The sequence below is a fragment of the Flagellimonas onchidii genome, assembly GCF_004804315.1.
Lineage (GTDB): Bacteria > Bacteroidota > Bacteroidia > Flavobacteriales > Flavobacteriaceae > Flagellimonas > Flagellimonas onchidii.
This window is the reverse complement of sequence record NZ_SRXX01000007.1, coordinates 94415-106989: the sequence shown is the minus strand read 5'-3', so window position 1 is coordinate 106989 and position 12575 is coordinate 94415. Positions and strand designations below refer to the sequence as shown.

The following is a 12575-nucleotide window of genomic DNA, read 5'->3' as shown; positions in this document are numbered from 1 at the left end:
TTTAACTTATACTTTATAAAGACAGAAATATGAAAATTGTTAGACCCTTAATCTTGGTTTGCTTAGTGCTGGTCGCCACTGCTACTTTAGCTCAAAATAAAAAGGACAGAAAGATTATAAACGATGCCAAAAAGGCAAAAAAGACCCTTTTAAAAGCCGATTCTGGACTTGAACGCTTTTTTAACAACTCCGCTGGCTATGTCATTTTTCCCAATGTGGGCAAAGGCGGATTCATAATCGGTGGTGCTTCTGGAAATGGCGTGGTCTACGAAGGTGGTGAAATGGTTGGAATGGCCGGCCTTAAGAAACTAAATATTGGACTGCAAGCCGGTGGACAGGCCATAATCGAGGTCATTTTCTTTGAAACCGATGTAGACTTGCAACGTTTTAAGGAAGGGAAATTTGCCTTTGCTGCCGAGACTTCTGCAGTAGCCCTAAAATCTGGAATTGCCTTTAACGCAAAATATAAAGATGGTGTTGCTGTTTTTGCCCTACCCAAAGCTGGCTTAATGGCCGATGCTTCTGTTGGTGGACAGAAGTTTAGTTACAAACCGTTTTAAAATAAGCCCGCCGAATAAAAAAATCCCAAGTGAACTACTTGGGATTTTCTTTTTTATCTGGAATCTGGTTAGAATTGATAACGAATACCAAGTCCCAAGTCAAAATCAAAATCGCTGCCATACCCCTCATCCCCGAAGCCTATTTCGGGTCTAACATCCAACGATATCAGCAATGGTATCTCGAAATTGTATTCAATTCCAATATCCCCAGCCAATAGGGCAAAGGTGCTGGACCCTGCTCCATCCACATCAACACTTCCAACTCCTGCACCGGCGCCAACGTACCAATGGAAAGATCGATCTAAAGGCATCACCCATTGATAAAGACCCACCGCCTTAAAGGCGTCATAAGCATCGCCACTTCTGATTCCGAGGGCAAATTCCAATCTGTTATTTTCGGTAAGCCCTAACTGGTAACTAATCTCACCACCAAGGGAATCAAACCCATCGTCATCACCAAGGCGGAGCCCCAATGCGTGTTTAGAAATTTGCTGTGCCTGGCACTGAAACACCAATGCTAGGCCAAAAACTAATGTCAATACTACTTGTTTCATAGTTATGGTTATTTTGTTACTTGTTATAATTTACGTCCCCAATTAAAAAATGGATGTTTTAACACTATACTGATGTCCGTTTTTCAAAACCAGGAAACATAACGATATATATTCAATAAAACCTATTTGACACCTATCACAAATTTGATAACTTTGATTGCGTTGGAGGCAAATACTTCAACTTCCTGAGGCCTTTACTTGTTAATTTAAATTTTGAATATGATATTCCTACGTACATTTTATGGCCCTTATCATCTTATAGCAGTGGTTATCCTCTATTTGATTGTTACAGCTACGGCTATTTATTTTGTTTTTAAAAAAGAGCAGGGAATCTCCAAATTTTTATGGACCATTGCAATGTTGATGATGCCTCTTGTCAGTATTGTCTATCTTCTCGGTAGTTTAATTACCCATTCTGCAAATAAAAGGAGGGAAACAGCTTAAAAAAAGTGTTTAAGGTTAATCCAAGTTTCCCGGGGTAAAACCTTCAGGTGCGTTTTGGGGTTGTTTTGTGGTTCCAGATTCCCCTGTATCGTTAAAAATTATCCATTCAGAAAAAGTGTAAGTGGGATTGGCTTCAGCAACTTCTGATTTTCGTATCGCCCTTCCGTCTTCAAACTCATGGTTGGTTCCAGAGCCATCTTCGCCAACAACACCAAATACATCAATGATGACTCCAAAAGGGTCTACCAGTTCTAGATTGTCGTCCCCGTTGGAATCTGCAGGACTGTTGGTAGACACTCCCATATCAGGTGTAAAGCCATATACCAACTCAAATTCAATAGCGTTCGGCGATATCACCAAAGTACTTTTTGATTCTAGGATAAAACCAGAAAGATCTATTGAGGAGCTTATCTCGGTCTTCTCATTGGTGTAGCGCCTTAATGTCCATTTATTCAAATCCAAAGGAACTTGACCGACATTGTACAATTCGATAAATCGGGCTCCTGAATTGTTATCGGGGTCTGCCAATTCTGAAATAAGGATTTGGTCGGAAGTAAATTCGGTGATGATTTCTGGACAGCGCTCATTCGAAAAATTAATATCATCCATGTCACGAATAATTATTTGGTATTGTCCTCCACCCCTCTGCAAAATACCCGTTACAGAACCGTTACCATCTGGCAAACGCTCATCTTGAAAGTCTGAAAAACCACTATTTAACAATATAATCTCATTTTCACTACAGTCTTTTAGTATTCGCTCCGTCTCCTCTTTTCCTATGGCAAATGTTTCACCAAGTTCTGCATCCACAACTTCAATATCAACAAGTCTTATCAAGGTGTTTAAGCCAACATTGTCCAATTCGGATATGGAAGTTTCCGTAGCTTGAAGCACTTCTTTATTATCACAAGCCGAAAAAATATGTTGCCCCACCTTATGGGCTGGAAGTCTTCCTACCGAAACATTGCCAAACGAGGTAAAGGAACCTCCCAGCTTAAGTGTTTCATCGCTTTTGCCCAAGTACAATCCTTTTAGTTTAACAAATACTTTATCCCCTATCTTATACCTTAAATGGGACTCTCTTAAATCGATTTCGAAGTGGATACCAAAACTTGGATTCATGGGTTTATCTTGAACAACAAGAACACCATAAAGGTTTCTGGATTTGTCCGATGAAATCACATAACCTTCAATTACCAAATCCTCTTGAATTTGAATGGTTTCTTCTTCAAAAAGAGCTTCTAATTCCTGAAAACTAATATTAGCAATTAAATTGTCGTTACAGTCTTGTCGCGGAGCATCAAAATCAGGTCCTTTAACACAGGACACTAGCAACATAAGCATGCAAAAACTCATAATCATATTATATATGTTCATCTTTTCTAATTTATTATTGGAATTTTTGCTAAAAGCTCACCGCCAGATTTAAAAAATATGTGCGCCCGTATCCGTACCAATATTTTGGACCGAAAGAAGGTGAACCACTTAAATTATCTTGATAAAGCTGTCCATAATTACCATTTCTACCTTGCTCATAACCTCCGCTTCTGTAGATTTCATTGAACAAATTGTTCACACTTATAAATGCGCTTATATATTTTTTATTGACCAGCCAAGACTTCCCTCCAACCAAATTGAACAAGTAAAACTCGTCCAAAGGTTTTTGTTCAAGAATGGTAGCAACATTTTCATCGGTTGCGTTTGGAAAGCGTTGACCTGTTTCTGGGTTTAGAAGAAAACTATCCGTGTGCCGAATTGCTGACACATCGATATAACTTTTGGATAAATGATTTGCGGTCGCTCCCAACCACCAATATTTAGGGCTTCGGTATTCAACCCCAACTCCATATGCCCATTGGGGGCCTTGGGGCAATTTTAACCCCTTCAGCTTTGCAATCCCCAAATCACTGTTCCCTTCTAAACTTATAGGGTTATCGTCAGCCAATGAAGTGTCAAAATTTATTTGGACGAAAGGGTCACTGGCATAAACGTACTCGCCAAAGTTGCCGGCGAACGAAAGCTTCACACTTGAAGAAGCTTCATATTGTAGCCCAAATTCGATGCCTTTATGGAGTTTGTCCAATCCTGAAACTACTTCTTGGACAAAGTCTGAACCCAATCCCGAATCCACATAATAAAAATTGATGTCGGTAGTATCCATAAAACGAGTATAGAAAGCGCTTACTCTCCCAGTCAAATCTGGTAAACGGACATAATAATTAAGATCTACACTAGTAATGGTTTCGCTTAAAATATCACTAACTATCTGATTGTTCTCTCTTGGGTTGATGAAAATTTGCTGCAAGGTTGGCGGCCTTTGAATCAATGCTCCATTAGCGGTAAACCAATGCCTCCCCGTAAGAACGTATGTTGCGCCGCCTTTTAGTTTTGTGTTGGAAAAAGTAACTTTTTCGCTTTTTCCAAGTGAGTTATCACTAAAGCGTTCATTTTGAAAAACTCCATCCCGTTGGGCATTAAAACCACCCACTGCCGCCGAAACAAATCCACGGATTTTATCAAAATCAATACTTACCTGCCCGAAACCTTCCCACTCAGAGGCAAAAATATTATAATGGTAATTGAATGCCTCTTCCTTTGTTTTGATGAGGCTTCCGTTCAAGTCATTTTGTGTGTTTGAAAATGTATCAACATCTTCATGGAATTCGGCACCCAAAAGGTCTTGTATTTCCGCGTAGTTTTCTGAGGACAATGACTGATAACGAAGCCCTCCTCCAACTTTCAAACGTTTATTAATGGTGTAGTTGAAATTACTCGATACCGTTATCTGATTGTCTTTGACTACGTCATCATAGAATAGGTAGCTTGCTTTTCCATTATTATTGGTATTGGCAGTATATAAAGCATTCCAATTTACCTGCGGATTCTCCAAGAACCCTTCTTTGGCCAACGAAGCATTTACGAAATCTGCCCCTATGGGACTGTTAAGATAAAAACTGGGCAAATACCTATAATAAGTTGGATCGGGACTAGGGGCATTGTAATACCCCAATCTGCTTCTTGAATTTGTCCCAAATTGATAAGCAATGCCCGTGTTCCAGTTCCATTTTTTAAACTTGGAATTATGGTTTAGCATAAAAATTGGTTCAAAGACCTGTCGCTCCCTTGTGGTCCTAACTTTTCCGTTTTGCTGTCCCCAATATGGATTGTACGTACTTCCTCTTAATTCAAAAACTTCTTCTGTAATTGCTGCTGAACTACCCCTTCGGTTTTTGGCCAAAATAGAAGTCAGTACAAGGCTATTCTTTGAATTCAGTTGATATTCCAACGCTCCAAAAAAAGAATACGTATCATACAATGTCCCTTCTACATACCCAGAATTTGACCATCTTTTTGAAGAAGAAACGGTGTAGGCCAATCCATTTTTAAGGATACCAGAGTTATAAGTCCCCATGGTACGCCAAGCATATGTCCTGTTTGAAGCAGAAGTAGAAATACGAATCCCGGGCCTTAGTCCCGAAGGTCTCATATCCACATTGGTATTTCCCAAAACACCACCAAAGATGTATGGATTGAGGGTTAGTGCATGGGTAAATTCTTGGTTCCGGGTTACATCATTAAGCCCTCCCCAATTATTCCATTGCGGACGACCATTAAAAAATTTGTTCATAGGTATACCATTGAGCATGACGACTCCATTGTGGGAATCATAGCCCCTTACCCTAAAAAAGGCCTGTCCAAAATCGAAGGCCGCCCTGCTCAAAAAAATATCCCTTGTGGCCTGAAGCAATCCTGAAGAACCCGAAATAGTTTCATCATCGTTGGAGATATCATTCTCGGTCAAAGTTATCAGGTTGTCACTTCTTTCGACAACAACATCTTTTTCTAGAAAAATTATACCTAGTTCGATTGTTTCGCCAGTCAAAAAAAATGGGATACGCTTCAATACATAATCCGAACTGACCGCATTAAGAATTTGCTCTCCTTCTACATCAATCCAAATAGAAAAACCACCATTAGTATCCGATAAAAATTCTTTGGAAGAACCATCAATTTGAAGTGTTACATTTTGAATCGGTCTCTTTGTGACCGCATCCTTTATGGTTCCAGATATCAAAGTGTTCTGCTGACCGTATTGCATATAAGCGCAACACCACATAGCAATGAACAAAACTGTTCGCATATGCTTGCATTAGTAGGTTAATCAATAAGTATTTGGGGTTATTATCTTCTTACCTTTGTAAGTATTGTAGACAATCTTACTTATTTTCGATTAAAATTCAAAACCCAAATGAAACTTTTAACCTACTTTTTTGTCCTTTGTACTTTATCATTGTACTCTCAGGCATCAAAAACATACAAGATTCGAACAGTGGCTTTTTATAATGTGGAAAACCTTTTCGATACTATTAACGACACCTTGATTTTTGATGATGAACGTACTCCACAAGGCAACTATAACTGGACTACAGACCGCTATCAAAGGAAAATTGAAAGCATTTCAAAAGTGCTTTCTAAAATTGGTGAAGAAACCATCAAAGTTTCTCCCGATATTATCGGATTATGCGAGGTGGAAAACAAGCAGGTTGTCCAAGATTTGGTTCAGCATCCCAATCTACAAAAGAAAGCATATGGAATTGTCCATTTTGACTCTCCCGATGAACGCGGTATAGATGTAGCGCTCCTTTTTAAGAAATCCGTTTTTTTGCCCACATCTTTTGCAAGTCATCGATTGCTATTATTTGATGACGAAGGAGAAAGAAACTACACTCGTGATCAGCTTGTAGTAGGAGGTATGTTGGATAACGAAGCGTTTTATTTTTTGGTGAATCACTGGCCCTCGCGCAGAGGTGGACCCACCAAGAGCAAACCAAATCGGATAAGGGCAGCTCTGTTGAACAAGCGGATAATTGATTCCATACAAAAACTGAACCCAGACGCGAAAATAATCAGTATGGGTGATCTGAATGATGATCCCCGTGATGATAGCCTCAAAAAGATCCTGAAGACCAAAGGGGAAATCAACAATTCTGATAGCATCTCTCTTTTTAACCCCATGGAAAAACTTTACAAAAAGGGAATTGGGACCCTTGCTTACCGAGACAAATGGAACCTTTTTGACCAGTTTTTTATGACACCTAATCTTGTTCAAAAAAACAATGGTAGTTTTAGTTTTTGGAAAGCAAAAGTATATGCTCCTTCATATTTAAAGACGCTAACAGGAAAATACAAAGGTTATCCACTGCGCACGTATTCGGGTACCTCTTATATTGGGGGGTACAGTGACCATTTCCCTGTCTATCTTTTTTTAATAAAGGAGGCAGAATGAGATTCCCGCTTTCACTTTGACTTAGCTCAGTGACCAATCCAGGAATGACAATAAAACATTGCCCAAAATTAAAACTAGAACGCTTTTTCTATCTTTAAGCCATGACTGTAAGATTACCAAAAGACGAGGACAAACGTATTTCAGGCACAGATGACATTGCACGAATAATGCAGAAGATTCTCTGGAGACAGAATAAGCTTCATAGAAACAAAGAATATTTTTGGACCGTTGGTCTTAATACCAAAAACGACATAGAATATATTGAACTGGTCTCAATCGGGTCTAAAAACAGGATGATTTTATCCCCTGTTGAAGTATTAAGCTACGCTGTTTCTAAAAAATGTACCAAAGTAATATTTTGTCACAACCATCCGTCAGGAGACCTTACCCCGAGCAAAGCGGATATTGATTTTACTGCTCGAATGCAACTTGCCACTGAGATTATGGAAATTAAATTACTTGACCATATCATCATTGACGAGATGGACTACGTGACCATAGAATAATGGTCACTATAAAGTAGAAACCATTTCCCCGTCTATCTGTTTTTGATAAAGGAAGCGGAATGAGATTCTCGCTTTGCGCCATCGCTAAAGCTATGGCGGCACGCGTCGCAGGAACGACAAAACAGGATTAGTTAAACCATTGCCCCCAAGGAATACGGCTAAGAATCAATAGCAACCCAATACCATAAAAGATAGCAATGCTCTTAAATTTTGCGGTGCTATCGTTCTTTTTCTTATGGCGAGACCAACCTATGGTAATCAGGGCCACGGCCAAAATATTGGTAAAAGGATGCTCAACAGCCAAAAGGCGTGCTGCCGAATTAAGCCCTCCCATACCCAAAGTTTGGATGGCCTTAAGGCCATTGGCCGAAACAAAATACAGAATCAGTCCCACCAACAACTGCATATGGGTCAAAATCAACGCAAAGAGGCTTATTCTTAAATCTTTGTTCATGGTAAATTCTTTTTTACCGAGCCAGCCTGTTACGGCGTTAAAAACGGCAAAAATCAGTAGGGCCAAAACAACATAGGCAAAGTAAGAATGTAGTGTACGTAAAATTTCCATTGGTTTAGTTTGAACCTTAAAAGTAAGGATTTTGGCAATAAAAAAACCCCGCCGTTGGCGAGGTTTTTCACAACTTAAGATATATAAATCTTTAGAAGTTATATCTCATACTAATATTCCATGTTCTACCGAAACCAAAGAACACTTTGTTTCTAACATCCAATCCCTTATAGGTTGGTGCATTTCCAGTTTCAGGAAAAGTGTTGGTCAATGACTCGGCAATATATTCTGTATTAAAAACATTGTTTATGTTACCTGCAATACTAATTGCATTATTGCCACCAAGGTTAAACTTATAGTATGCTCCAAAATCAAACAAGGTATAACTTGGTAACCTCAAGGATCCCTGATGGTCTGGAGAATCAAAATCCTCGGCATTTATCTGTGCGAACAATCTGGATGCAGAATAAAGGTTAGTACTCAACTTTAAGTTTTCGGTTGGTCTAACAATCATTTCCAAATTAGTGGTGAACTGTGCAGCATCACCAACTTTTACATTATCCAAATACAATGTAACTTCTGGATCGATTACGTTTCTGTCCTCATCCAAGGCAGCTCCGGAGGCGTTACCTCCATATTCCCAATTACCCATGGAAAGCATTCCTCTGAACTGAACAACTTCAGAGGCTCTATAATTTGCTTCGAGCTCAAATCCTGAGTGGATTTGTTCAACACCATTAATGTTTGCGGTTCCCTCGTCTCCTTCGGATGTCTCAACATCCAAGTCTTCAAATCGATCTTTCCAAGAGGTTCTATAGATGTTGATCTTGGCTCTAAAGTCACCAAGATTGATTCCATAACCTGCTTCTAGACCGAATATTTTTTCATTGGTCAAATCTGGGTTGATCTCATTGACAAAGTTTAAGAAAACGGCATCAAACAAAGGTTGCTTTGAATAGTATCCCGAATTAAAGAATACATTGTGTTCTTCATTGATATTATAATTAAGACCACCTTTGATATTACCTCCCCAACGATTAACAAAATCGGTTTCTTGTAGTGGATCGGAATCCAAATAAGTGAAGTAATCAATACGCTTAAATCCTTGTTGTGAAACTCCACCTTGCAAGAAAGCGGAAACAGTGCCATTTGAATATTCAACTTGACCAAAAGTACCTATCCATCTTACTATTCCATCATTGTAATAATCAATTTTTTCGTCAGCATCGATGCTTCTAAATACATTCCAAACACCAGACAGGTCAGATGCAACTTCTTGGGTCACAACATTGAATCGGTTGTTAACGTCGTCATTATCTCTGTACCCATCCGCTCCAAGTAGATCATCAACCCTTCTGTAATGAATACCTTTATAACTTCTGGCGTCAATACCAACATCCCAGCTCCACTCACTATTGATGTCAGTGTGCAGGTTCGCAATAAGACCAAACCAGTTGTGTGAATTTATGGAAGCTCTACGAATTGCCCCGTTTCTCCTTTGAACACCATCCAGTCTGTCTTCTGGGTCTCTAAAATCACTAAAACCACTATACAGGTCAGCATCGTTTACAATGAAGGTTCCTGTTTGAAAATCAGGCTCATTGGCAAAAGTAGACCCATCAGAGAAAGTTCCTCCTGCACCTGAGTTCGATGCAACAATCTGATTCCATAACACCTCACCTGTCTCTCGGCTCCTAAACCTACTGGAACTTGCGAAACTGCCACCCAAACGGCCTATATCACCGGTTCCTCCTCCTCTACCAAAAGAAAGGTATGCAGAAGTTGAAAGGGTAGTTTTATTGTTGAACTTATGATCCCAATTCAACGAAGCTATTGGCTTGTGGTAGAAATTTCTTCTCCATCCAAAATCTTGTCCATCCAAAGTACCATGGTTGAAATTATATTTGTCTCCAAATTCCAAATGATCTTCCAATGTTGCTACATTAAAAAAGCTCGATGTTCTTTGATCGTGTACTTGTGGGGCGCCAGTAAAAATAAACTGGAAGTTGTTTTTATCGTTTGGTTCATATCCTAATCCCACGAAGTAGTTATAACCTTCAAACTTGGTGCCTTGGACATATCCGTCCCCCGCAGTTCTTCCCAATAAAATCGAAGCTGCAAAACCATTTTCATTTTTACCAGTATTATATGAAGCGGTAGTCTTCAAGTAACCATCATTACCCCCACCAAAACGAACAGACCCACCTTCTTCTTTATCCGTGGATTTTGTTAATACATTAATGGTGCCACCAACAGAGCTAATCGCCAATTTGGACGAACCTAATCCTCTTTGTACTTGCATGGCAGTAGTAACATCACTAAGTCCTGCCCAGTTACTCCAGAAAACCCTACCGTTTTCCATATCGTTCACTGGAATTCCGTTGATCATGATCGCAGTGTTCTGAGAATCAAAACCTCTTACATTGATTCTTCCGTCACCAAATCCTCCACCAGTTTTTGTGGCATAAATGGAAGGTGTGGACTTCAATACTTCAGGTAGTTCTTGTGAACCAATTTTTTCCTGAATCTCAGTCGCTGTAATTGTTGAAACTGCCACAGGGGTTTCCCTATCCTTGGCAATATCCAAAATTCCAGTTACAACAACTCCTTCAAGTTCTTGCGCATCAGGATCTAAAGTAATAGACCCTAAATCTCCGTAAGAACTGAAAGAAACTCTCTTGGTTACGAATCCTATGTAAGAGACTACCAAAGTTCCTGAGTTTTCAGAAACCTCAATTGTAAATTTTCCATCAAAATCCGTAGTAGTACCACTATCGGTACCTTGTAATACAATACTTGTGCCCGGAAGTGGACCTCCAAGGTCACCATCAATTACGGTTCCAGAAACCGTTCCCTGTGATAACATGATCGCGGAACTAAACAGTGCCGCAATCAACAAATGCAGTTTTTTCATTTCAGTCATGTTTAAGTTATTCGAATAGCTCTGCAAATGTTGCCTTTTTCAACCTTTGCAATGTTAATTTAACGTTAAGAAAACTTCTGCCACATATGACAAAATAACCTATACGTTGTTGAGAAGCAATGGGTTAAACTCAATCTAAGTTTTAAGAAACCTTAAATCATTTCTTAAAAAACTGCAAAAGGTTTAAAGTTGAGCTATCGTGTTTGCCGATTTCAGAGCTTTCGATGTCTTGAAGTATGTTTTTGGCAAGTTGTTTGCCAAGTTCCACGCCCCATTGATCGTAGCTAAAAATATTCCAGATAATACCCTGAACAAAAATCTTATGCTCGTATAGCGCAATCAAAGACCCAAGACTTTTTGATGTCAATTTTTTAATTAAAAGGGTGTTGGTAGGTTTGTTCCCTTCAAAGACTTTAAAGGGAAGCAGAGTGGCAATCCCATCTTCGGTCAAACCTTGCGATTCGAGCTCCAATCTTACCTCTTCGGAAGTTTTTCCGTTCATCAAAGCTTCGGTCTGTGCAAAAAAGTTCGCCATCAGTTTGTTATGGTGGTCCATATCGCCGTGAAGTGATTCTTTGAATCCTATAAAATCCGTTGGTATCAATTTTGTTCCTTGGTGAATCAACTGAAAAAAAGCGTGTTGGGAATTGGTCCCAGGTTCTCCCCAAATAATGGTCCCAGTTTCGTAATTGGCCCTATTACCAGCCCTATCGACACTTTTCCCATTGCTTTCCATGATTCCTTGCTGTAAATAGGCAGAAAATCGGTGCAAATATTGTGTGTAAGGAATAATCGCTTCGGTCTCTGCTCCAAAGAAATTATTATACCATACGCTGATCAAAGCCAATACTACCGGAATGTTCTCCGAAAAAGCAGCCTCTTTAAAATGTATATCCATTTCATTGGCGCCTTCTTGAAATTCTTCAAATTTTTCATACCCCAAGGACAGTGCTATTGAAAGTCCGACAGCGCTCCACAATGAAAAGCGACCTCCTACCCAATCCCACATCGGGAATACGTTTTCTTGTGAAATTCCAAATTCATCAATTTTTTCGGCATTTGTAGAGACTGCAGCGAAGTGTTGTGCTATAGCAGGTTCAGGAGCATGTTTCAAGAACCATTTTTTAATGGTCAATGCATTTGAAAGCGTCTCTTGTGTAGTAAAGGTTTTGGAAACCACCACAAACAAAGTAGTCTCTGGGTCAAGTTCTTTTAACACTTCGTGCACATGGTCCCCATCCACATTGCTCACAAAGTGCATTTTCAGATGGTTCTTATAAAACTTGAGCGCCTCAGTAACCATTACCGGCCCCAAGTCGGATCCCCCGATACCAATATTGACAACATCGGTAAAGGGTTTGTTTGTATATCCTTTTTTCTCGCCAGATATTATGGCGTGGGAAAATGTCTTTATGTGTTCTCGAACTTCATAGACTTCTGGAACAATATTTTTTCCATCTACATAAATCTCATCTTCTTTTTTGGCTCTTAGGGCTGTGTGCAAAACGGCCCTTCCCTCGGTTTGATTTATATTTTCTCCAGCAAAATACCCAGAAATAGCCTCTTGAAGTCCGACTTGTTCTGCTAATTGAACCAGCAACGAAAGTGTTTCTTCGTTAATTCTGTTTTTAGAGAAATCCACCAAGAAATCATTCCACAGCAATGAAAACTTTTCTCCTCTATCGGTATTAGAGTTGAATAGTTCTTTTAAATGCTCGTCCTTTATTTTATTGTAGTGGTCTAAGAGTTCGTTCCAGGCTTTGGTAATCGTTGGGTCAATTTTGGGTAATGCCATT

At 39.5% G+C, this 12575-nt stretch carries 10 protein-coding genes; 4 read left to right on the top strand and 6 right to left on the bottom strand.

Annotated features, from left to right (window positions below; genetic code table 11):
* The first annotated feature begins 29 nt into the window (after positions 1 to 29).
* Positions 30 to 560 carry a lipid-binding SYLF domain-containing protein gene (locus E4661_RS09295; RefSeq protein WP_136466579.1) on the top strand — a complete coding sequence of 177 codons (531 nt, stop codon included), beginning with the start codon at positions 30 to 32 and terminating at the stop codon, positions 558 to 560.
* A gap of 68 nt (positions 561 to 628) precedes the next feature.
* On the opposite strand, the gene E4661_RS09290 is transcribed toward E4661_RS09295, so the two are convergent.
* Positions 629 to 1114, bottom strand: a complete 486-nt coding sequence (locus E4661_RS09290; protein WP_136466577.1) for a hypothetical protein — start codon at positions 1112 to 1114, stop codon at positions 629 to 631.
* 219 nt (positions 1115 to 1333) lie between these two features.
* On the opposite strand from E4661_RS09290, the gene E4661_RS09285 reads away from it, so the two are divergent.
* Positions 1334 to 1558 (top strand): hypothetical protein, encoded by a 225-nt coding sequence (locus E4661_RS09285; RefSeq protein WP_136466575.1) that lies wholly within the window; start codon positions 1334 to 1336, stop codon positions 1556 to 1558.
* A 15-nt stretch (positions 1559 to 1573) separates the two neighbouring features.
* On the opposite strand, the gene E4661_RS09280 is transcribed toward E4661_RS09285, so the two are convergent.
* Both E4661_RS09280 and E4661_RS09275 read right to left on the bottom strand, forming a co-directional pair.
* Positions 1574 to 2935 (bottom strand): DUF5689 domain-containing protein, encoded by a 1362-nt coding sequence (locus E4661_RS09280; RefSeq protein ID WP_136466573.1) that lies wholly within the window; start codon positions 2933 to 2935, stop codon positions 1574 to 1576.
* A gap of 28 nt (positions 2936 to 2963) precedes the next feature.
* The gene (locus E4661_RS09275; protein WP_136466571.1) at positions 2964 to 5699 is read right to left on the bottom strand and encodes a TonB-dependent receptor; all 2736 of its coding nucleotides are present in this window, start codon (positions 5697 to 5699) and stop codon (positions 2964 to 2966) included.
* 108 nt (positions 5700 to 5807) lie between these two features.
* Between E4661_RS09275 and E4661_RS09270 the strand changes: the two genes are divergently transcribed.
* Both E4661_RS09270 and E4661_RS09265 read left to right on the top strand, forming a co-directional pair.
* The gene (locus tag E4661_RS09270; protein ID WP_136466569.1) at positions 5808 to 6845 is read left to right on the top strand and encodes an endonuclease/exonuclease/phosphatase family protein; all 1038 of its coding nucleotides are present in this window, start codon (positions 5808 to 5810) and stop codon (positions 6843 to 6845) included.
* 101 nt (positions 6846 to 6946) lie between these two features.
* Entirely contained in the window at positions 6947 to 7351 is a 405-nt protein-coding gene (locus tag E4661_RS09265) for a JAB domain-containing protein (RefSeq protein WP_136466567.1), read from the top strand.
* A 127-nt stretch (positions 7352 to 7478) separates the two neighbouring features.
* Here the strand turns inward: E4661_RS09265 and E4661_RS09260 are convergent, their stop codons facing one another.
* The 3 genes from E4661_RS09260 to pgi all read right to left on the bottom strand — a co-directional run bounded on the left by E4661_RS09260 (position 7479) and on the right by pgi (position 12574).
* Positions 7479 to 7916, bottom strand: coding sequence for a hypothetical protein (locus tag E4661_RS09260; RefSeq protein WP_136466565.1), 438 nt, complete (start codon positions 7914 to 7916; stop codon positions 7479 to 7481).
* A 91-nt stretch (positions 7917 to 8007) separates the two neighbouring features.
* On the bottom strand, positions 8008 to 10770 hold the full coding sequence (locus E4661_RS09255; protein WP_136466563.1) for a TonB-dependent receptor: 2763 nt from the start codon (positions 10768 to 10770) through the stop codon (positions 8008 to 8010).
* A 166-nt stretch (positions 10771 to 10936) separates the two neighbouring features.
* Positions 10937 to 12574, bottom strand: coding sequence for a glucose-6-phosphate isomerase (gene pgi, locus E4661_RS09250; protein ID WP_136466560.1), 1638 nt, complete (start codon positions 12572 to 12574; stop codon positions 10937 to 10939).
* Position 12575 lies beyond the last annotated feature (1 nt).

Coding starts and splice junctions, on each gene's coding strand:
- E4661_RS09295 (WP_136466579.1), top strand. CDS start 30: ATGAAAATTGTTAGACCCTTAATCTTGGTTTGCTTAGTGCTGGTCGCC.
- E4661_RS09290 (WP_136466577.1), bottom strand. CDS start 1,114: ATGAAACAAGTAGTATTGACATTAGTTTTTGGCCTAGCATTGGTGTTT.
- E4661_RS09285 (WP_136466575.1), top strand. CDS start 1,334: ATGATATTCCTACGTACATTTTATGGCCCTTATCATCTTATAGCAGTG.
- E4661_RS09280 (WP_136466573.1), bottom strand. CDS start 2,935: ATGAACATATATAATATGATTATGAGTTTTTGCATGCTTATGTTGCTA.
- E4661_RS09275 (WP_136466571.1), bottom strand. CDS start 5,699: ATGCGAACAGTTTTGTTCATTGCTATGTGGTGTTGCGCTTATATGCAA.
- E4661_RS09270 (WP_136466569.1), top strand. CDS start 5,808: ATGAAACTTTTAACCTACTTTTTTGTCCTTTGTACTTTATCATTGTAC.
- E4661_RS09265 (WP_136466567.1), top strand. CDS start 6,947: ATGACTGTAAGATTACCAAAAGACGAGGACAAACGTATTTCAGGCACA.
- E4661_RS09260 (WP_136466565.1), bottom strand. CDS start 7,916: ATGGAAATTTTACGTACACTACATTCTTACTTTGCCTATGTTGTTTTG.
- E4661_RS09255 (WP_136466563.1), bottom strand. CDS start 10,770: ATGAAAAAACTGCATTTGTTGATTGCGGCACTGTTTAGTTCCGCGATC.
- pgi (WP_136466560.1), bottom strand. CDS start 12,574: ATGGCATTACCCAAAATTGACCCAACGATTACCAAAGCCTGGAACGAA.